This is a genomic window from Mesocryomonas lacus (assembly GCF_055730105.2).
The window spans coordinates 39,270-59,313 of the sequence record NZ_JBUZWF020000008.1; the positions used below are offsets into that span (position 1 = coordinate 39,270).

At 63.3% G+C, this 20,044-nt stretch carries 23 protein-coding genes and 2 tRNA genes; 10 read left to right on the forward strand and 15 right to left on the reverse strand.

The window, feature by feature from the left end; all coding sequences use genetic code 11:
• Positions 1-373: 373 nt before the first annotated feature.
• From ACZLZQ_RS21570 to ACZLZQ_RS21595, 6 genes are all read right to left on the reverse strand, one after another.
• Positions 374-745 carry a hypothetical protein gene (locus ACZLZQ_RS21570; protein ID WP_472951145.1) on the reverse strand — a complete coding sequence of 124 codons (372 nt, stop codon included), beginning with the start codon at positions 743-745 and terminating at the stop codon, positions 374-376.
• A gap of 38 nt (positions 746-783) precedes the next feature.
• Entirely contained in the window at positions 784-1,110 is a 327-nt protein-coding gene (locus ACZLZQ_RS21575; RefSeq protein ID WP_472951146.1) for a hypothetical protein, read from the reverse strand.
• Between the two features lie 101 nt (positions 1,111-1,211).
• Complete coding sequence (locus ACZLZQ_RS21580; protein ID WP_472951147.1) at positions 1,212-1,445, reverse strand: hypothetical protein; 234 nt, start codon at positions 1,443-1,445, stop codon at positions 1,212-1,214.
• Between the two features lie 18 nt (positions 1,446-1,463).
• Positions 1,464-1,928 (reverse strand): metallophosphoesterase family protein, encoded by a 465-nt coding sequence (locus ACZLZQ_RS21585; protein ID WP_472951148.1) that lies wholly within the window; start codon positions 1,926-1,928, stop codon positions 1,464-1,466.
• 1,124 nt (positions 1,929-3,052) lie between these two features.
• On the reverse strand, positions 3,053-3,226 hold the full coding sequence (locus ACZLZQ_RS21590) for a hypothetical protein (RefSeq protein WP_472951149.1): 174 nt from the start codon (positions 3,224-3,226) through the stop codon (positions 3,053-3,055).
• A 279-nt stretch (positions 3,227-3,505) separates the two neighbouring features.
• A complete protein-coding gene (locus ACZLZQ_RS21595; RefSeq protein WP_472951150.1) occupies positions 3,506-3,979 on the reverse strand; it encodes a Ros/MucR family transcriptional regulator in 474 nt (157 codons plus the stop codon).
• A 120-nt stretch (positions 3,980-4,099) separates the two neighbouring features.
• Here ACZLZQ_RS21595 and ACZLZQ_RS21600 point away from each other — a divergent pair, with 120 nt between their 5' ends.
• Complete coding sequence (locus ACZLZQ_RS21600) at positions 4,100-4,417, forward strand: hypothetical protein (protein ID WP_472951151.1); 318 nt, start codon at positions 4,100-4,102, stop codon at positions 4,415-4,417.
• 11 nt (positions 4,418-4,428) lie between these two features.
• Here the strand turns inward: ACZLZQ_RS21600 and ACZLZQ_RS21605 are convergent, their stop codons facing one another.
• Positions 4,429-4,638: a helix-turn-helix domain-containing protein gene (locus ACZLZQ_RS21605; RefSeq protein WP_472951152.1), complete on the reverse strand. Its 210-nt coding sequence runs from the start codon at positions 4,636-4,638 to the stop codon at positions 4,429-4,431.
• Between the two features lie 86 nt (positions 4,639-4,724).
• On the opposite strand from ACZLZQ_RS21605, the gene ACZLZQ_RS21610 reads away from it, so the two are divergent.
• Complete coding sequence (locus ACZLZQ_RS21610) at positions 4,725-5,258, forward strand: hypothetical protein (protein WP_472951153.1); 534 nt, start codon at positions 4,725-4,727, stop codon at positions 5,256-5,258.
• A 189-nt stretch (positions 5,259-5,447) separates the two neighbouring features.
• Here the strand turns inward: ACZLZQ_RS21610 and ACZLZQ_RS21615 are convergent.
• Positions 5,448-5,522, reverse strand: a tRNA-Thr gene (locus ACZLZQ_RS21615).
• Positions 5,523-5,823: 301 nt separating this feature from the next.
• Here ACZLZQ_RS21615 and ACZLZQ_RS21620 point away from each other — a divergent pair.
• From ACZLZQ_RS21620 to ACZLZQ_RS21630, 3 genes are all read left to right on the forward strand, one after another.
• Positions 5,824-5,899: transfer RNA gene (locus tag ACZLZQ_RS21620), tRNA-Phe, on the forward strand.
• Positions 5,900-6,133: 234 nt separating this feature from the next.
• The gene (locus tag ACZLZQ_RS21625) at positions 6,134-6,457 is read left to right on the forward strand and encodes a BLUF domain-containing protein (RefSeq protein ID WP_472935765.1); all 324 of its coding nucleotides are present in this window, start codon (positions 6,134-6,136) and stop codon (positions 6,455-6,457) included.
• 445 nt (positions 6,458-6,902) lie between these two features.
• Positions 6,903-9,062: a TonB-dependent siderophore receptor gene (locus tag ACZLZQ_RS21630; protein WP_472951154.1), complete on the forward strand. Its 2,160-nt coding sequence runs from the start codon at positions 6,903-6,905 to the stop codon at positions 9,060-9,062.
• A 144-nt stretch (positions 9,063-9,206) separates the two neighbouring features.
• On the opposite strand, the gene ACZLZQ_RS21635 is transcribed toward ACZLZQ_RS21630, so the two are convergent.
• The 5 genes from ACZLZQ_RS21635 to ACZLZQ_RS21655 all read right to left on the reverse strand — a co-directional run bounded on the left by ACZLZQ_RS21635 (position 9,207) and on the right by ACZLZQ_RS21655 (position 14,289).
• Positions 9,207-10,256: a DUF2218 domain-containing protein gene (locus tag ACZLZQ_RS21635; protein ID WP_472951155.1), complete on the reverse strand. Its 1,050-nt coding sequence runs from the start codon at positions 10,254-10,256 to the stop codon at positions 9,207-9,209.
• 378 nt (positions 10,257-10,634) lie between these two features.
• Positions 10,635-10,982: a hypothetical protein gene (locus ACZLZQ_RS21640; protein ID WP_472935762.1), complete on the reverse strand. Its 348-nt coding sequence runs from the start codon at positions 10,980-10,982 to the stop codon at positions 10,635-10,637.
• 258 nt (positions 10,983-11,240) lie between these two features.
• Positions 11,241-12,155, reverse strand: coding sequence for a CHAD domain-containing protein (locus ACZLZQ_RS21645; protein ID WP_472951156.1), 915 nt, complete (start codon positions 12,153-12,155; stop codon positions 11,241-11,243).
• 82 nt (positions 12,156-12,237) lie between these two features.
• A complete protein-coding gene (locus ACZLZQ_RS21650) occupies positions 12,238-12,717 on the reverse strand; it encodes a CYTH domain-containing protein (RefSeq protein ID WP_472951157.1) in 480 nt (159 codons plus the stop codon).
• A 93-nt stretch (positions 12,718-12,810) separates the two neighbouring features.
• Positions 12,811-14,289, reverse strand: a complete 1,479-nt coding sequence (locus ACZLZQ_RS21655; RefSeq protein ID WP_472951158.1) for a protein adenylyltransferase SelO — start codon at positions 14,287-14,289, stop codon at positions 12,811-12,813.
• Between the two features lie 291 nt (positions 14,290-14,580).
• Here ACZLZQ_RS21655 and msrA point away from each other — a divergent pair, with 291 nt between their 5' ends.
• Positions 14,581-15,090 (forward strand): peptide-methionine (S)-S-oxide reductase MsrA, encoded by a 510-nt coding sequence (gene msrA / locus ACZLZQ_RS21660; RefSeq protein ID WP_472951159.1) that lies wholly within the window; start codon positions 14,581-14,583, stop codon positions 15,088-15,090.
• Positions 15,091-15,235: 145 nt separating this feature from the next.
• Here msrA and ACZLZQ_RS21665 read toward each other — a convergent pair whose 3' ends face one another.
• Positions 15,236-15,541, reverse strand: coding sequence for a hypothetical protein (locus ACZLZQ_RS21665; RefSeq protein ID WP_472935757.1), 306 nt, complete (start codon positions 15,539-15,541; stop codon positions 15,236-15,238).
• Positions 15,542-15,688: 147 nt separating this feature from the next.
• Positions 15,689-16,681 (reverse strand): substrate-binding domain-containing protein, encoded by a 993-nt coding sequence (locus ACZLZQ_RS21670; RefSeq protein ID WP_472951160.1) that lies wholly within the window; start codon positions 16,679-16,681, stop codon positions 15,689-15,691.
• Between the two features lie 114 nt (positions 16,682-16,795).
• Here ACZLZQ_RS21670 and ACZLZQ_RS21675 point away from each other — a divergent pair, with 114 nt between their 5' ends.
• The 4 genes from ACZLZQ_RS21675 (at position 16,796) to ACZLZQ_RS21690 (ending at position 19,941) form a co-directional block, all read left to right on the forward strand.
• Positions 16,796-16,921, forward strand: coding sequence for a hypothetical protein (locus ACZLZQ_RS21675; RefSeq protein WP_472951161.1), 126 nt, complete (start codon positions 16,796-16,798; stop codon positions 16,919-16,921).
• 220 nt (positions 16,922-17,141) lie between these two features.
• Entirely contained in the window at positions 17,142-17,882 is a 741-nt protein-coding gene (locus ACZLZQ_RS21680; RefSeq protein ID WP_472951162.1) for an ATP-binding cassette domain-containing protein, read from the forward strand.
• 92 nt (positions 17,883-17,974) lie between these two features.
• Complete coding sequence (locus tag ACZLZQ_RS21685) at positions 17,975-18,973, forward strand: ABC transporter permease (RefSeq protein WP_472935754.1); 999 nt, start codon at positions 17,975-17,977, stop codon at positions 18,971-18,973.
• 71 nt (positions 18,974-19,044) lie between these two features.
• Positions 19,045-19,941, forward strand: a complete 897-nt coding sequence (locus ACZLZQ_RS21690; RefSeq protein WP_472951163.1) for an NAD-dependent epimerase/dehydratase family protein — start codon at positions 19,045-19,047, stop codon at positions 19,939-19,941.
• The last annotated feature ends 103 nt before the right edge of the window (positions 19,942-20,044 follow it).

Here is a 20,044-nt window from a genome sequence, read left to right on the forward strand (position 1 = left end):
CGACCGCGGCGGGCATCTGAAGTAAGAGGACCTTCGCCAAGCCCTCTGATCAATCTGAGCAATGACAATGCATTGTCCGCTTCAGAAAGAGACATTCCTTCTAAAACCTTCTGGCGCACCCGTATGGGCAATTTCGTGCTCAAGTCGATCACACTCCACTGCCCGCTACCAGTCTCGATAAGGACCGGCTCCATTCTCGTCGTATCTAGAGCCATTTCCACCGCCCTAATGATTAGTTAGCCATTGAAGTGTCCGGCTAATTAATCAATCGACCTGTCGAAGGTTCCTTTTTTTGCATACGCTATCGAGAGACGGCCGCTGAAGCAGATGAAACAGATACGATATTTGGCGAAAGCAATGGTATGGGCTGGGACTAGGTTTTGCGGGATGCGGCAGCGTCCATAGCCGCTCGAACTGCTTGCTTCTCAGGGCCTCCTGCATTCCGTTGCAAGAACCGATCCACTGGAGTGGTTGTTTCCATCCTACCTGAAGCAGCGTTCGCACGATGGATAACCGAGAATCCACCAGCGCCATCCGTCGCCAAAGACCAGGTGTCGCCGTTCGAGCTACGGTAGACCAAGCCTTCTGAAATGGCCCCAACCGGCACAGGGGGAAGGTAGCCGAGTTGCATCAGCATATCCGTCACCAGCACGCGGATTGCCTTTCCCTTGGACAGCTTCTGATCTGCAGTAAAGGCGGCTAGTGCCTCCAGCAGCTGGGCCGGGTTGATATCGTCGCCGTACATCCCGGCTATGCCTTTCGGGTCAGGTGCGCCCTCGCGAATTATGCCGAAATTCTGTCATCGCTCACCTGGGCCTCGTCATCGCCGGTCAGTGGTTGAAGAATTTCGCCGGGGGCCGGCACGGCATCAGATGCTGCGCTATCTGCTCTCCCAAGGATTTCCACTTTGATCCGATCGTGCGCTTTGGCAACCGTATCGGTTTCGGACTGGATTAGAACTCGCCACAGCGTCAGGGCTGCCGGCGTCACAAGAGATCCGCGGAACTCCTCCATTGCCACCGACCAGTCGGCGCACTCGGCCAACATCCGCAGCAGATCGACATCGCGAACGTCTTGCAGAGAATCTTGGCGCCGGTATTCGGTCGCCAATGGGAGATGTGGATGAGAGACGATAGGAGGATGCCCTTCAAGATATGCCGGAAGCTTAACCTGCAATCCCTAAAAAGTCATTCACTTTCAATGAGTTCCATTTACATCACCGAACGTGCCGCAGCTTCGATGTCCATGTCGGTGTCGGCATCCGCTAGCAAGCCTGCAATGTGGTTCCGCGCCAGCTCCAGCATCGCCTCGGCAACCTCGGCCTCACTCCAGCCGGCGATCATGGCACCGGCTATGGCTTCCTGAAAGGTCGGCTCCATCGCGAACTCGCAGTCGATGCCGCGGTCGGGGTGCTCAGGCGGGTTCTTCGGTGCGGTGATATCCATGGCGACGACTTAGGGCAATCAGACTTCAACGACCAGCGGTTCCCTCGTCGTAGTGCCAGCATGAACCCATCGCGTCACCTTGCCGGTCCTGGTAACGGCCTCAATGTCGTCCCGCGGCTCGTCATAGGTGACGATGACAGTCGGCCCATCGTGCGGTTCATTCAGTGCGTCCAGAATGAGCCCGACATCGGGCTTGTGCATGCCGATAAAGCGCACCCCCTCGATCGTAGTCACATCACGCTCGAGGAACCGTAGGCGGAGATATTTCTTTGATTGCCGGCGTCCCTCAGCCAGCAGCCGGGACCTGTTCGTCCCTTCCAACTCCATCAGCCCAGCGATCAGTACGACCGGCTTCTGGAATGACATACTCGCCTTGTGGAGGGCTTTGACCGGGGTGCCGGCATAATCCCCTGCGATGACAATGATGTCGGCTGTCATGCCCGCTGCCCCGGTCTGCGGCGAGATGATCAGCAGTTTCGTCATGCAGTCCTCAAACGAAGATCATTGCTCCTACCATCAACACGGCAGCAGCGGTCGCGCAGGCCTGCCACACGGGCGCAGAAGTGGCGAGTGGCGCAGAGCGACGGGAGGTCGAAATAATCATAGACAGGCCTCAAAAGCTGTTTCAACCAAGCAAGCCTTAATGGCCGTTAACGTCTGTGGTTGCAGTAGCTTACGGAACGAACGCTTCCGCACCTTCTTGCCCCATTAACCAGGAGGGACTGCACCGTGTCGAAGCCAGATCCAGTTGGAACGAGCCCGAACAACCAGATGCCCGTGGGCGGAGCCTCCTAAAAAATGAGCGGCTGGGTTTTGTTAATCTTTCTGATCATGAGCATCGCGATCCCAACATTCGCTCTTGGCGTCCTGGCGGGCCGATATCTATGAGGCAATGTACGGCGACGATGGCCAAATGCTTGGATGATGTCCGTCCCAGTGTGGATCCGGTCTCTTTGGAATCCGTCATGGCGGTCGTGCTGCACCGTAGCGCTTTGGCATATCGACGAGTTCCCGCCATTGCGATTTGGCTTCCGACAAGGACGGTTTTCGGAATCAATCGCCGGCGATATTGTCTGCATGCCCTGCACCATATGCAGGTTCCAGTTTAGAGGCATGTCATGATCGGTCGATGGTTCAACGAAGGCGTCGAAGCACACGGCAAAGGGGTTCTCGCTAACGATTGCCCGTATCCTATGGGTTCGGAACAGCAGGGCCAATGGCTGGCCGGAGGGACCCAGGCGCATGGTCGCGCAACGACAAGCCAACCAAGTGCTATTGCTGAGCCGCATGAAGATGATGAATAGCTTCAAAGCCGCATCAATCTTGCCGAATTACAGCCTTTTCCCGTGCGGCTCGAAGTTCGGCAGACTTACGCCTGCGTGCATCCATTTCCTCTAAGGCGAGCTCGAGACCCGTTCCTTTTTCGTGGCGCTCTTCAAGCCCCCGAAAATAGGGATGCCCGACCATATGGCTGACGTCTCTCGGCTTGTGCATGTCTTCTCCCTCGTGAGGAGGACAGCTTTAGGCGCGAGCAGACGGGCAAACATTCTCAGGTGTTAATTTTTCATTGACCGTGCGGTATCGATCAATTTTCCGGTAGAGAGCTTCTACCGGGTAGCGACAAGCTGCGGCTCGGCATCGAAGGTCACCAGCAGCTTTCCACTCTGGGAAATTGTCCAGTCCACCGTCGCCGATTGTTCAAAAACATCTTCGGTCACAGCCTTACAGGCGCCGTAAATTTTGTCTGCCGACGAGCCACTGAGCCGCATTTGTAAGGACATGTCGGCTTCGCAATCAGCGACATCTTCGTACGCGACCAAAGAGCCGGCAGTTCGGTACAAGTTGATGCGTTGGTGTTGCAGCCAACTAGCAGCATCAGTGCAGCGACTTGTTCCATCCAAGCTCTCCCTCGATCAAGAAAAGCCGGGAACTGGCTAATGGTTCCTGTGGTCTGCCCGTCCGATGGGAAGAGCCCCCTCACCGGCAACAAGGAATTTCGGGGAGATACAATTCTGGCAGCGAGGATCGTCGCGACCCTCGGCTGCCTGGTTCTATGACGGTTAAGACGCGTCAGCGTTTTTGCGGGTAGCCTTGCGAGCCGGCTTCTCAGAAACTGGCTCGCCTGACCTCTTGCGTCCAAGGCCAAAGCTCATTGCTAGCGCGGAACGTCTTGTGGCGTAATCCGCAGCTACCATAGGGTAGTCAGACGGCAGACCCCATTTGCGACGGTAGTCATCCGGCGTCATGCCGAACTTAGTCATCAGGTGGCGCTTCATCGACTTGAAGTGTTTTCCGTCCTCCAGGCAGATGATGTAATCAGGTGTCACCGACTTCTTGATCGGAACCGCCGGCACCAGGTTCACGGGTTCAGGGGTAGCGATCTTCTCAGTGCCAAGCTCGTTGAGCGAGCTGTGAATGCTGGCGATCAAAGCAGCAATCTCGGTCGGCGCCACGCGGTTGTTGGCAACGTATGAGGCGGCAACGGAGGCCGTCAGTATTATGAGATCGCTATTCGGCGCTTCGTCGTTTTGCATATTATTCCATGTAAAAGAGAATTTCGGTTGGCTTAGCAGGTATGCATTACAATATGCAACATTCGCAAATAAACGATGTACCGGGGTTGATCAAGACGGTGTAACGTCTTTAGATTGCGCATGGGCTTTCTCATCGTCGCAGGCATCGCACTTTGGTTCTTTCTAGGCCACCCAGCCAAGAACGTTGCGAACATGTTCTGGCCGGCGGCTGCTGCGCCCTGGGAAAAGGTCGACGCCTTTTACTACCCCGATCGAAGCGACCTGACACAGCACCGCGAAGTCTTGGGCTTGGCGGACGTTTCGGAATGCCGCGTGGCGGTCAGCAAAATGGCCGGGGACCTTAACGACGTCACGCTGTCTCGAGGCGACTACGAGTGCGGAGTGGGCCAATTGTCGTCCGAATACGGTATGAGGATCTACCGGATAACGGCGAAGTAAGCCCGCTTAAGCTAGGGACGCTTACGAAGCCGCACACCTGCGCCGCCCCCGTTCTCTGGTATGAACTCAACGCCAGCGGCCTCGAGGGCTGTACGCATTGCCAGAACAGCTTCCGGGCTGCCCGCGAAGTGTTCGTTTTCAAAATTTGTAATTGTGTTCCGGTGCACTTTTGCCGCTTTAGCTAGATCCTGCAGGGACCACCGCAACGCCGCTCGCGCCATTCTTACTTGTGCAGGCTTCACAACCCATTAACCTTGTGCTATCTGAACAAGTGTAAATAGCACAACGCATCTTTTGGAGCAATGGAATGAGAAACGACCTCACCCAGTCGACCGGCGAAGCTGTGTCCAGCGACATCTTCACTACCGAGGCCTATGCACGTTGGGCAGCACGCCTTCAGATCGCACTGAAGCTCGACCAGGCGCCGGAGATCGCCCAGAGCGTCCAGGAACTCAGAATGCTGCGTCGGGATCTTGAGCCTGCAACCCTGGAGGCCTGCGATACGCTGCTGAGCTCCAATCCGGTAGTGTGGGCCCTGCGCCGGGCCGCTATGGACCGCGAGCACTGTCCAATGTGGAACGCGCTGACGGAGTTCGAAGCCGCTGAAGCACGCTTCGAGGCGCTACCGGACCTTCCGATCGACGAAGAGCTGCTCGTCCGCGATGCCATGGTCGGACCACTCTACGACTGCCTGAAGTTCGACACGCCGATCTGCACCTCGAGCGCCGGCGCAGCTCTCGCTATGAAGTTGGCCGCGGACAACCTCAGCCACAGCATCGGTGGCTACGGCCTATCGCTCTTAAAGGAGGCCACACGCTACTACGAACGTGCCGAGCTCTAGCAGCATGCTGAAGGACGTGGGCGGCACCACTTTGTCGCCCACGGCAAGGCGCGCAATTGGGCGATTCGACTGCAACCGACAAACCTTATCGACGCCGGGCGCGCGTGCTGCCCACGTGCTGCCCAGCCGACCACTCGTACGCACAGTGATCGGGATGGCTAGCTATCTTATTAATTTCGCTCAGGAAAATGGTGCTGCGAGGGAGGATTGAACTCCCGACCTCTCCATTACCAATGGAGTGCTCTACCACTGAGCTACCGCAGCGCTTTTGCTGAAAGCGAGGGCCTTCTGACATAGCCGCGGGCGAAGCGCAAGCGGTCCGGGCGCAAACAATCGATATCCCTGTGAATGACAAAAGCCTCGCGCAAGGCCATCGGCCGGGGGGAAGCGGAGCGTGGCGGCGGCGCAGCGCGCCAAGGCGACCGCGCAGCGTACCAAGCCAGAACCGGTTGCCGGCCAGCACCGTCCCTTGCCTGAAGAAAGTGGCTGGACAGCGCCGGATGATCTTCATATAAGGCCACCACCCGCGAGGGACGCGGCCTGCCGCATCCCTCCGCAGCAAGGCGCCCAGGTAGCTCAGTTGGTAGAGCATGCGACTGAAAATCGCAGTGTCGGCGGTTCGACTCCGTCCCTGGGCACCACGCCTTCCCCTGACCCCATTGTCCGGCTGCAACGGCTCGACCTGATGGCGAGTTGATCGGCGATAGACGGATCGGCGCGGCTGAGCCGGATGGGAATAGGCATGTGAGCGCATAGGCCACCGTGACCGTTCCATTCGCTTGGCTGTCGCCCTTGAGGGTTGCAACATTCCGGCCGGTGGGCTCCGATGGAGCCGCTGTAAGACCACCTCAGCAGTCTACAATACGGTTCGGTTCATGCTCATCCGCCTCCGCTACGCCAGCACCCTCTCCGAAGCGACCACGCAGGACGATCTCGTCGCGATCGTCGCATGGTCGGCGGAATGGAACCGTGCCCATGCGATCACCGGGATTCTGGCGGTCGACGGCCGGAAGGTCATGCAGGTGCTGGAAGGCTCCGTCGAGGCCGTCGAGGCCCTGTTCGTCCAGATCTCGCGGGACCCGCGGCACCACGGGGTGGTCGTCCTCGACCGCTTCGAGATCCCGGCGGTGAGTTTTGACGACTGGGGAATGGTGCGGAGGTCCATGGTCGCGATGCTCTTGACCGTCGACAGCTGGTAGCGCAGTCCGCCGGCTACTCTGTCCAGCGAGGCGTTTCGCGTCGGCGAGCTGTCAGAGGCCGCAGGACCGGGGCCAGGAGCGATGATCCATCGTGGCATCGGCGCCGATTTCACACAGGGCAACGCAAACGTCGTGGGCGGAACGGCGCGAATCTTGTGGGCGTAGCAGGGCAGATGTCCTGCACGGCGTTGATCCGAAGCGGATGGTGCTCCGGCGGCAGGTCAGTCGCAAGGGGCGCCGCGGAACCGTATCATCGTCCCTCCTTCGAAATTCCAAGATGAGGTTGAGGCCAAGCCTCCTGCGGTGTTTCGGCAACAATTCCGGCTAATGCCCCCTGTCCCGCCCTGATCGGCGGTTTTGGGACGGCTGAATGTTGACTGTATTTGTCAACTTTACGTACTGACGGCCAAGCGGCCGCCGGCCGCCGTCATCAGGGAAACTTGCCATGGTCCGCCCCCGTCGCCTCGTCCTGTCCGGGCTCCTCGGCTGCTCCTGCCTTGCCCTGTCCGCCAGCCTTGCCGCCGCCGAAGACACGATCGTGCTGGAGGCGGTGACGCTCGAAGGCGGGACGGTCGGCGATGCGGGCGTTGGAACCGGCGGTGGCCTTGCGACCGAGGGCTATGTGGCCAAGGCCGCGCGGGTCGGCACCAAGACCGATACCGACCTCAAGAAAGTGCCGCAGTCGATCGCCGTCGTCTCCCGCAAGGAGCTCGAAGCCCGTCAGGTTCAGTCGCTGGTCGAGGCCGTCGCCTACACCTCGGGCGTGCGCGTCGGCACCTACGGCTTCGACCCGCGCTATGACACCGTCTTCATCCGCGGCTTTAACGTCAGCAATAACGGCTTCTACCGCGATGGCCTGCGCAGCCTCGGCGGCACTTACTCGGTGCTGCGGCTCGAGCCCTATGGCCTTGACGGCATCTCGGTCCTCAAGGGGCCGAGCTCGGTGCTCTACGGCGCCGGCCCGCCCGGCGGCATCGTCAACGTTATCTCCAAGCGCCCGACCGAGGCGCCGTTCCGCGAGGTCGAGGCGCAGACCGGCTCGAACAAGCGCTATCAAGGCAATTTCGACGCCTCCGGCCCGCTCGGCGGCAATGACAACGTGCTCTACCGCCTGACCGGCATCGCCCGCAGCGCCGACACCGAGCTGATCGCCGCCCGTGACGACCGCCGCTACATCGCGCCGGCCCTGACGCTGCGCTCCACCGACCGCAACACCCATCTCACCATCCTTGGCGAATACACCGAACTGACGTCCGGCGGCGCTGCGGGCTACGTCACCTTCAACAACCAGATCACCAATCTGGAGGAAGGCGATCCTCGCTTCCGCGACCTCGACAGCCGGCAGGCGCGGATCGGCTACGAGTTCGAGCACCGCTTCGACGACACCGTGACCGTGCGCCAGAACCTGCGCTACCAGTCGGTCGACACCAACATGCGCTTCGTTTCCTTCGGTAAGATCGCCGATGACGGGCTCACCGCCAGCCGCACCGCCGGGCAGATCTTCGACGACGCCGATTCGATCGCCGTCGACAACCAGGTCCAGGTCAACATCGACACCGGGCCGGTAGCCCATACGCTGCTTGGTGGCCTCGACTACAGCTATAGCGATACCAGCTATCGCTACGGCGCCAATGCCGACGTGCCGCCGTTCGACCTCGTCAATCCCAACTACGGGGAACAGCCGATCGAAGGACCATCCGGGGATGATTTCAGCCTGGCCAATTTCGGCGCCCGCACCAACACGAAGCAGAGCCTGCTGGGGCTCTACCTGCAGGACCAAGCCGAATACGATCGCATCGTGCTGACCCTCGGCGGGCGCTATGACTGGCTCGACACAAAGAACCGAAACGACCTGACATTCGTGAACACCGAGCAGAACGACGAACAGTTCTCGGGCCGGGCCGGGCTCTCCTATCTCTTCGACAACGGCATCTCGCCCTATGTCAGCTATTCCACCTCCTTCGCGCCGACCATCGGCACCAATGCCGCGGGGCTCGCCTTCGACCCGACAAAGGGCGACCAGGTCGAGCTCGGCGTCAAATACGCACCGGACGACGTGAACCTCTCGGTCAACGCCGCGCTGTTCGAGATCAACCAGACCAATGTCCTGTCGCAGGACCCCGACAACCGCTTCTTCCAGATCCAGCTCGGCGAGGTGCAGTCCCGCGGCTTCGAGGTCTCGGCGACGACGAGCCTTGCCGAGGGCATCGACCTCACCGCCGCCTACACCTATGTCGATCTCGAGATCACCGGCGGCGACAATGTCGGCAAGGTGCCGGTCGGCATTCCGGCGCATCAGTTCTCGGTCTGGGGCGGCTATCAGCTGCCGGCAAACCTTGCCGAGGGCCTCGGCCTCGGTCTCGGGCTGCGCTTCCAGGGCGAGAGCTTCGCCGACGCAGAAAACACTCGCCGCAACGACGACCGCGTCTTCATCGATGCCGCGCTGTCCTATGATTTCGGCAAGGCAAACCCCAAGCTCGACGGCATCTCGGCGCAGATCAACGCCAAGAACCTCTTCGACAAGCGGGACGTGACCTGCGCCGACGCCTATTGCTACCGCGAGCAAGGCCGCGACATCATCGGGTCGATCAAGTACCGCTTCTGAGCCGCGCGGCTCAGCGCCGGACAACCCGGCGACGGCGAAACCAGGCGACGAACCACTGGGCGAGCGCCGTGCAGCCCTTGAAGGGGCCGCGGCGATCATCGAGCCGCTTGGCCGGGGACTTGCGCCCCGGCGGAACGACGGGGATCAGCCGTCGAGGTCGCCCGCATGCCCGCGTCGCCAATAGGCGACGACGAGGTGCCGGTGCTTGGCGAAGCCGAGGACCGTGCGACAATGGCGGCGGATCGCCTTGAAGTCAGCGAACTCACAGCCCGCCCAGACGAAGCCATCCTCGCCGAGATCGTCGGGGGTAAGCAGCGCGGCGGCCTCGCTGAGGCTCCGCTCGCCGCGCTGCAGCCAGTCGATGTGGATATTGGCGCCGGTCGGCAGAGGCTGGCGCTCCTGCGGCCCGGCGATCTCGATGACGGCGCGGGCGGTGCCCGTCGGTGGAAGCGCGTCGAGAATGCGGGCGATCGCCGGGATTGCCGTCTCGTCGCCGAAGAGGAAGAGCTTGCCGGCCTCCGGCAGCGCGTCTCCTGCGGGTCCGACGGCGCCGACGATGTCGCCCGGCTGCGCGGTCATGGCGAATACCGAGCCCGGCGTCGCATCGCCGTCGTGGCGGAGGATGTCGACCGTCATCTCGCCGGCCGCGACATCAAGGCGGCGCACGGTGTAGACGCGGGCGACCAGCGCGTCGTCGCCGGTCGGCCATTGCGGACAGCCATCCTCCCCCGTCACCGGCCAGACCGGTGGACGGCCTTTCGGCGGAAACAGCAGGCGCACATGGATGCCGTCGCGGGCGAAACGCTCGACATTGTCCGTCCGCAGCACCAGCCGGCGCATCGATGGCGTCACGTCCTCGGCCGAGACGACCATCATCTCGCGGAGATAGGGCGGCGTCACCCCCACCGTGTGATGTCCTTCCCAGCGCACCAGCGGCGGCCTGTCCGGCGAGAACTCGTTGAGATGGAAAGCGATGCCGTAGGTCATGTAGGCGAGGCTGGTCTCGTCCCCCGCCTCAATGGAGATGCGGATCGTCCTCGCGCCGGCGACGAGATTCGCCGTGCCGAAAGGCGTGACGATCAAGCCGGTCCCCTCGCCCAGCGTCACGGTGCCGTGCTCCTCGTAATGTTCGAGAAGTTCGCGCAAGGTCTCCTGCGGATCCTCGAGCTTTACCTTGCAGTGCGCGGTCAACATGCCCAGCGGTTCCCCCATGCGGGGCGCGCGCCCCGGTGGCCCTGTCCTACAGGACCGGCCGGAAAACCGGAATGTTTAAGGGCGTGCCACGCGCCGCCTCAAAGGAAGCATCTGCGCGTGAATGACCACCCGGCCGCCCAGTCGGTTGCGCCCGCCGGCCCCGAAAGCCTACGCCGGCGTCGCCGCGGCCAGCACGAGAGCGGTACCGTCAGGACGGTTCCTGGGCGGGAAGGACCGGCTGAGGGTGAGAGAGCCGCGGGATTCCCTCGTCTAGCGATCCCGCGGATAATGATGGTGAGGGAATGCTCGCGGAAATGCCGTCGATGGCATGGCGATACGAACGGCACCAACGCCCGCCGTTCTCTCAAGCCTCGATTCTCAGGCGCACGCCGCCAGGAAGAGCTCGAGCGGCTGCTCCTCGTCTTCTTCGTCGTCGAGATCGTACCATTCGTCGAACGAGGTCACGGGCACGACGACCACGCCAAGCGAGGCCATCACCTCGTTCAGCGGAAACGAAATCCGCAGTAGTGTCTGGGTATGAACCATGACGCAGTCGATCCGCTGGCGACGGGCAAAGGCCACGGCCCCCATGCCCGAACTCACACAACCCGCCAACTGTCCACCGGCCGCTTTCACCGCGGCCATCATCTCGCCTGCACAGACTTCGTCCCGTTCGATCAGAAGTATGGTGCGGCTTTTGAGGTTCTGCGATGCAAGTCTCAGCATTACAACCTCCCCTTAACAGCCCTTCTCTAGAGGGCCTGACGTGCGCCAGCTGCCGCCGTGTGCTTCATAGCAGCCTCACGAATCAGAGCATGCACGAAGGATTCAGCCGGTTCCACCGGAATTTTAATGGCGGCGCAAAAGCTTGGCATGCAATGCGAATCGTCTGTCGAAGTGCTGCAGAACCACAACACTTGCGAGCCGCGGGGAAGGCCTCGGCGTTGGCCCATTTGAGGCCTCGCCATCGCAACCCAGCGTCGTTCACATCTGTGTGACAGAACCCTTCCGAGCGTCCCGGTAGAGGCGGGCAATGCGCGTTTCGACGGCCGCCGGCTTCTCCGCCAGGAGACGCCGGGCCAGAACGAGGCCCTTGCCCTGAAGCTCGGCCTGCCGCCTGTCCATCAAGGCGAGCACCAGCGGATGCTGCCCTGCCTCGATCTCGTCGCGCAGCACGGCGAAGTCGTGGTCACGGCCGAGATCGTCGGCAATGTCGCCCGCGGCTTGGCGCAAGGGGGCGAAGGCTTCGGGCCAGAGCGGCGCGAGGAGCGCCAGATGGAAGCCGAGATATTTGACGTGCTTGCGCAGGAGATGGAGGTCCTCGGCCTCGCTGGTCTTCTCGGCGACCTTCAAGGCCGATCGCGCCGCCGCGTGCGTAGCGGCAAAGCCCGAACTGGCGACGGCGCGCGATTTTGAGCGGGGGAAGCGGAGACCGTCGAGCGCCGTCCGGCAGGCCTGCAAGGTGTCGATCGTGCCCGCGATAAGGGCATCGGTGCCGCCCTCGCCATCTTCGGCATCGCGGCGCCGGGCGAGCAGTTCCAACCGGAGCGGTGCAAAAGCTGCGTCGACCGCTTCGGTGGAAAGGCTCGCTGGCACGTCCTGCCCCAGCGAATCCAGCGCCTCGATCAGCGCGGTGCGGTCGCGCGCGGACGACAGGAGGCGCGCGCCGTCGCGCAGGCGGGCGTTCTCTTGTTTGTAGAAAGCCGAGTCGCCGTTCCGAACCAGGCGGAACAATGCGCGCAGCTTCTTCATGCGCTTTCGCACGTCGTGGATGGCCGTATCGCGGTCTCCGCCGGACGACGTCGCGCCGAGCTGGGCGATGGCCTTGTCGATCTGCTCTCCGGCAATGCGCCGGACGTCAGCGTCGAGCGGGGCGGCGGGGTCGATCCGAAAACTCATGTCAAATCCGTGCGGGCAAACATCATGCGGGTGAAATGAACGGGTGGGGCAAGCCGAGCATCGCGCTGCGGCACGCTCGACGCTAGAGGGTCGTGGCGGCGTCCGGGATGCCGGCCGTCGCCAGGCGGACATTGGAGAAGGCGGGATCGCCGGTCACCTCGCGGCCGAGAAATGCCGGGAGCACGACGATATCGGTTTCCGTCTCGAGCTCGATCTCGGCCACGATCAGCGGCGCAAGCTCTCCTCCGAAAACGTCGATCTCGATGAGATGATCGCCGTGCGGCAGCCGGTACCGGCGCTTGGCGATGGTGATGCCGACGCGCGCGGGCTCGAGGTCGAGCGCGTCGGCCAAGGGGATGGGATACTCGAACTCGCCGCGCGTAAAACCGCTGCCGGTCTTGATGGTGAGAAAGGCGTCGCGTTCGTCGACGATGCGGACGCGGACGGAGAAGGCGTCGCGGCGGGCGAGATAGAACTGCCGGATCGAAACGCTGTCGCTGCCGGAAACGGTCTTCCAGCTGTCGTCGCGGACGAGAAACTTACGCTCAATTTCAATTCCCATGCCCGAAGCATGGGGCAGCCGGCTGTCATGATCCAGTGTCTAGCGGGAGAAAGCCGCACGGATTGCTCCCGCGCGATCAATCGGCGCGAGAGCTCAGGTCCCGCAGAAGGTCTGGTACGGGCGCTCGGCCGTCGCCGGGACACTTGCATACTCCGCGTATTCCGGCCGATCGGCGTAGGGTTCAGCCAGTGCCGCGACGAGGCGCTCGAACGGCGCGAAATCCCCGGCGCCGACGGCGGCCGCGATCATCTTCTCGACCTCGGCATTGCGCGGAATGATCGCCGGGCTGACCGCGCGCATCGCGGTCCGGCGTCCTTGCGGATCGCCGGCTTCTTCGGCCAGCCGTGCGCGCCAGCGGACCGCCCATTCGTCGAAGGCTTCGGGCGCATCGAACAGCGCGCGAACGACCCCGTCGGCCGCGGGATCGGCAGCCGCATCGGCGAGACGCCGGAAGGTCAAGGTGTGATCCGCCTTGCCCGTCGCCATCCGGCCGAGCAGATCCTGCGCCAGCGCGTCGTCCCCTTCCCGCGCCGTCGTCAGCCCGAGCTTCTGGCGGAGGCCGCCGAGATAGGCGCTGTGGAAGAGGTCGGCGAAGCCAGCCAGCGACTCCTGCGCGATCTCGATCGCCGCCGCCTCGTCCTCGGCCAGCAGCGGCAGCAGGCATTCGGCGAGCCGCGTCAAATTCCACTGGGCGATGCCGGGCTGGTTGGAGAAGGCGTAGCGCCCATAATGGTCGATCGAGGAGAAGACGGCCGCCGGATCATAGGCGTCCATGAAGGCGCAAGGGCCGTAATCGATGGTCTCGCCGGAGATCGACATGTTGTCGGTGTTCATCACCCCGTGGATGAAGCCGACCAGCATCCAGCGCGCCACCAGATCCGCCTGGCGCCCGATCACGCCCTCGAGGAGCGCCCGATAGGGCGACGCGGCCAGCGCCGCATCGGGATAGTGCCGGGCGATGGCGTGGTCGGCGAGGTGCTTCAGCGCCGCCCCGTCGCCTTGCGCGGCGAAGAACTGGAAGGTGCCGATGCGGATGTGACTCGCCGCCACCCGCGCCAGCACGGCGCCTGGAAGATCGGTCTCGCGGACGACACTGTCGCCGGTCGTCGTCACCGCCAGCGCGCGCGTCGTCGCGATACCGAGCGCCGCCATGGCCTCGCTGACGGCATATTCGCGCAGCACCGGCCCGAGCGCCGCCCGCCCGTCGCCGCGGCGGGAGAAGGGCGTCGGACCGGACCCCTTCAGCTGGATGTCGCGGCGACCACCATCGCGGTCTACGACCTCGCCGAGAAGGATCGCCCGCCCATCGCCGAGCTGCGGCGTGAAACTGCCGAACTGGTGGCCGGCATAGGCGAGCGCGATCGGCTCGGCACCGAGCGGAACCCGCTTCCCCGCCAGAATCTCGGCACCCTCCGCCGTTTCAAGCGCATCCGGGTCGAGGCCGAGCTGGACGGCGAGGTCCCGGTTCAGCTTGATCAGCCGCGGCGTTGTCGGCGGCGTCGGCAGCACCCGGGCATAGAAATTCTCGGGCAGACGGGCATAGCTGTTGTCGAACGGTATCAGGGCCGTCATTCAGCCTCTCCCACAAATTGGATCGTCGCTCTCATGCTGCGGATATAGGTGGCGCCGGCGCAATGATCAGCGGGGGGCGTCGCTGCTCGGCCCAATTTCGCTGGGTGCCGCTGGCGAAACCGGAACTGCATGGGGACTACGGCAGCACCGTCTGGCCCGCGGACGTATCGCGGCACGGCTCTCATCTTCGCCACGCGTTGGAGGCAGAGGACGGCCGGCGAAGCGGCTGGAAACGAAGCGGAAACTTCCTATCTCAAGGGTCCAGCGAACTAATCCGATAGGAGACATCCGATGACCACCGAACGCGCCGTTCTGGCAGGGGGCTGCTTCTGGGGAATGCAGGATCTGATCCGCAAGATGCCGGGCGTCGTCTCGACCCGCGTCGGCTATTCCGGCGGCGACGTGAAGAACGCCACCTACCGCAACCACGGCACCCATGCCGAGGCGATCGAGATCAATTTCGAGCCGGAAGTGATGAGCTATCGCCAGTTGCTGGAATTCTTCTTCCAGATCCACGACCCCTCGACGCCGAACCGCCAGGGCAACGACCGCGGTCCCGGCTACCGCTCGGCGATCTTCTATGCGAGCCCCGAGCAGAAGGCGGTGGCCGAGGATACGATCGCCGATGTCAACGCGTCCGGCCTGTGGCCCGGCAAGGTCGTGACCGAGCTTTCGCCGGTGGGTGATTTCTGGCTCGCCGAGCCGGAGCACCAGGATTACCTCGAGCGAACCCCGAACGGCTACACCTGCCACTTCATCCGGCCGAACTGGCGTCTGCCGCGACGGGCCGACGCGGCCTGACGATCGCCGCAAGGCGACCGACCTCACCAAAACGGACGGCACCGCTGCAAGTGGCGCCGTTTTTCGTTGTGACGTGAAAGACTGAGAGCTCAGGAGGCCGAAAGCGGCGCCGCGACAAGATGCCCGCGATGCCGTCGCGACCTGCTCAGGCGGCGATCGCCATGCGGTCGATGACGCTTAGCCGCTCCAGCGGCAGATGCCGGTGCTCAACTGCCAGGCCGAGGGTTTCGGCCTTCTCGATGATCGCGCGCATCGTCGCGGTCAGCGGCAGGTCGTCATAGACGGCGATCGCCTCGACCCGGCCCAGCCATCCCATCGACGATGCGAGATAGGCCTCGTCTGTGGCGCCGCGCGCCGCGGTCGGCATGTCGCCGCGCGCCTTGGCGTCGAGGATCGCCGAATCGGTGTAGCCGCGGCGATGCCGGGGGGCGAGGAGAAGGACGTGACGCATGGTATCGAGTTCCGTGACAGTGCCGGCCTTGTGCCTTCCGAAAGCGACGGGAGAATGACATCGGGCCGGCCTGTCGAAACAGGCCGGCCCGATTGCACGAGACGCGCGACAACGGGGAGGAAGCGGAATGGCTCCCCGTCGCCGATCTTATTTCTGGATGCAGGTGTCGACGGTGTCCTTGGTGCATTCGTCGAGGCCGGTGAAGACCGGGTCTGCGACGGCCTTGCCCTCAATCAAGTCGATCATGACGCCGGGCGCCTTGTAGCCCATCTCGAACGGCCGCTGGCCGACGAGCGCGGTGACAAGGCCCTCCTTGGCGATTGCCACCTCATCGCCGATCGTGTCGGCGGCGGCGATCACGAAGTCGCCGCTGGCGATCCGCTCGGCCAAAGGCTTGACGAGATCGCGGTAGGGCTGCGGCGCCCCGAACAGCGGCCAGCCACCCTCGATGGCGAAGGCGTCGAGGTCCGGATTGGCGGCGAGGATGTCGGTCATCGCCTGGACGCCGCGGGCGCCGTCGTCATTGGTGAAGACGGGGCAACCGGAGACTTCGGTCCAGCCGCCCTCGCCGGCGAGCGCGGCGATGCCCTTCTGCCCGGTCAGCGCGTCGCGCGTGCCTTGCGCCCGGCGCAGGATGTTATCGGCGCCGGGATTGCCCTGGATCGAGCAGATCTTGCCGCCGTTCGGCTTTGCCTTCTTAATGTATTCGCCGAGCTTGAAGCCGAGGAGGTAGTTGTCGGTGCCGAGATAGGTCTTGCGCAATGCGGCATCGTCGGCGGAGAGGTCGGCGTCGAGCGTCATGATCGGGATCGTCGGCGCGGCGGTCTTCAGCGTCTGGGCGATCAGCTTGGCATTGGACGGCGAGATCGCCATGGCCACGGTGTCGGCCTTGCCCAGCATGTCCTGGATGATCTGCGCCTCGCCGACCTCATCCGAGGTCGAGGCCGGGCCGGTGTAGAAGCATTCATATTCGGAACTGGCGTTCTCGCTGTTCCACTTCTGGCAGCCCTGGTTGATCGCCTCGAAGAAGGGGTTGTCGAGGCCCTTCACGACGATCACCAGCTGCTTCTTGGCCAAAGCCGGCCCGGCGCCCGCCAGCGCCATGGTGGCCGCGGCCAGCAGCAGAGTGAGTTTGCGCATGGTGTTTCCTCCCGAGATGCCCCGCCGGCCCTTCTGGACCTGGCTGTGCGATAGTGGCCGCCGCCCTTGTGCCGGGCGATCCGCCATGAAACCGGCTTTCCCGAAGGACCCGGCATGAGCGCAGGCACGGCGACGCGGCGGCCGAACATCGACTGCACCCATCACTGGCCCGAACGTTATCAATGGAATACGCAATCACTATTGCTGCAACTGCTCAAAGCCAGCGCAGTGCAACAATAGAGCCGCCCCATCCCTTGACGATCATGTAATCGAGAGCGTGAAGCAGCGTCAATCTGCACCGCGAAAACTTGGTTTTATTTGCTTGGCTGAAGGTTGACGGCCGGACGCAGACTGTGCGGTATGGCATCCGCACGATGCCCCCGCCTGCGGGGATGCGGCCAGAGCCTTCGGCGGAGATCGAAGCCGGCGCCGCGCATCCTGCACGGGAGGAAAGCGGCACGTGTCGGTACTACAGCTCATCAACGTGTCGAAGCATTTCGGCGCCATCCATGCGGTGAACGACGTATCGTTCACGCTGCAGCCCGGCGAGGTGGTCGGCCTGATGGGCGACAATGGCGCCGGCAAGTCGACGCTGGTCAAGATGATCGCCGGCAACTTCCGGCCGACGCATGGCAGCCTGAAGATGAACGATACCGAGCTCGTGATGAACAAGCCGGTCGAGGCGCGCCAGCACGGCATCGAGATCGTCCACCAGGACCTCGCGCTCTGCAACAATTTGACGGCGGCCGCGAACGTCTTCCTCGGCCGCGAGCTGAAGCGCGGCATCGGCCCGTTCAAGGTCCTCGATTATGCCGCAATGTACAAGCGCTCGGCGCAGATCTTCGCCGAGCTGAAATCCGAGACCCGGCCTCGCGACTTGGTGCGCAAAATGTCCGGCGGCCAGCGCCAGGCGGTCGCGATCGGCCGCACGCGGCTGTCGGATGCCAAGATCGTTCTGATGGACGAGCCGACCGCGGCGATTTCCGTCCGCCAGATCGCCGAGGTGCTGAACCTCATCCGCCGCCTGCGCGACCAGGGCATCACCGTCGTCCTCATCAGCCACCGCATGCCCGACGTCTTCGATGTCGCCGACCGCGTCATCGTCATGCGCCGCGGCCGCAAGGTCGCCGACAAGACGATCGCCGCCAGCTCGCCCGAGGAGGTCACCGGCCTCATCACCGGCGCGATCGAGACGGCCTGACCCATGGCGCCAATACGCTTCCCGCCCCCGCGATCTTTCCGTCCCGCGGCGTTCTGCGGGCCCCTTTCTTGCGGCAATACGACAGGTCGACCATGGCATTGACGCTGGACCAACCCCTCGAGCAGAAGCCGAAAAGCTGGCTCTCCCGGCAGTTCGCGAGCCAGACCTTCTGGGTCTTCGTCGCGGTGATTCTGGCGTGCCTCTTCCTGTCGGTCGCGACCGATTCATTCGCGACGTCGAAGAACCTCTACAACATCACCCGCAACGTCACCTTCGTCGCGATCATCGCCCTCGGCATGACGCTGGTGATCATCTCCGGCGGCATCGACCTGTCGGTCGGCTCGGTGCTCTGCCTCACCAGCATGGTGCTCGCGGTCACCATGCATGCCGGCTACTCCATCGAGGTCGGCATCGCCGCGGCCATCGGCACGGCGCTGGTGGTCGGCGCCTTCAACGGCATCCTCATCGCCTATCTCGACTATCCGCCTTTCGTGGTGACGCTCGGCATGCTGTCGATCGCGCGGAGCCTGGCCATGGTCGCGTCGAACAACACCGTGGTCTTTGAGTTCGGTCCGGACCACCAGCAGCTGCTGGCGCTTGGCGGCGGCGCCTGGCTGTTCGGCATCGCCAACCCCGTCGTCTACATGGTGGTGCTCGGCCTGATCATGGGCTTCGTCCTGCGGTGGACGAGCTTTGGCCGGCATGTCTTCGCGATCGGCGGCAACGAGCATGCGGCCACCCTCACCGGCATTCCGGTGAAGCCGATCAAGGTCGCGGTCTACATGATCTCGGCCGTCATGGCGGGGATCGCCGGCATCATCCAGACCGGCTGGCTCGGCGCGGTGACGACGAACATCGGCTCGGGCATGGAGCTGCAGGTGATCGCCGCCGCGGTCATCGGCGGGGCGAACCTTGCCGGCGGCATCGGCACGGCGCTCGGCGCCATCATCGGCGCGGCGCTGATCGAGGTGATCCGCAACAGCCTCGGCCTCCTCGGCATCAACGCCTTCTGGCAAGGCGTCTTCATCGGCGGCGCGATCCTCCTCGCGGTGCTGTTCGACCGCATCCGCAATTTCCGCCAGAGCCAGTAGCACCCGGCCGGCACCCCCTTATATGCGGACGCCTCGCGGGGGCGTCCGCCTTCGCATTTCTGGAGATCATCATGAGCAAGCGCATCGTCTTCACCGGCGGCACCGGCAAGGCCGGGCGCCATGTCGTGCCCTACCTCACGCAACGCGGTCACACCGTTCTCAACGTCGACCTCCTGCCCCTGGCACATCCCGGCGTGAACACGCTGATCGCCGACATTTCCGACAGCGGGCAGATGTTCAACGCCCTTTCCAGCCATTTCGACCTCGGCGACTACGAGACCGGCAAGGGCCCGGCTGAGATCGACGCCGTCGTGCATTTCGCCGCCGTCCCACGCGTCCAGATCCGGCCGGACAACGAGACCTTCGCGATCAACACGATCGGCACCTACAACGTCATCGAAGCCGCGGTGAAGCTCGGCATCAAGAAGATCATCATTGCCTCCAGCGAGACCACCTACGGCGTCTGCTTCGCCGACGGTGACAAGGATTTCCACTCGCTGCCACTGGATGAAGACTACGACAGCGACCCGATGGACAGCTATGGCCTGTCCAAGGTGCTGAACGAGAAGACGGCGCGCGCCTTCGCCATGCGCTCTGGCGCCGACATCTATGCGCTGCGCATCGGCAACGTCATCGAGCCGCACGAATACGGCATGTTTCCAAAGTTCCTCGCCGACCCGATGTCGCGCAAGCGCAATGCCTGGAGCTATATCGACGCGCGCGACCTCGGCCAGATCGTCGATCTCTGCATCAAGAAGGACGGGCTCGGCTTCCAGGTGTTCAACGCCGTCAACGACACCATCACCGCCCGCGAGCCGACCGCCGACTTCCTTGCCAAGCACGTGCCGAACATCAAGCTGAGCCGTCCGCTCGACGGCTTCGAGGCACCGCTCTCCAACCGGAAAATCCGCGAGGTCCTCGGTTTCCGCGAGGAGCACGACTGGCGGAAATACGTCGACGCCAGCTGAGATAGCGGCAGTCCGGCCTTCGTCGCCTTGACTGGCACAGCCTTGCGGCGGGGGATGCCGGGGCTGGCCGGCGCCGGTTGACGCAATTCATCCGCGCGCTCGC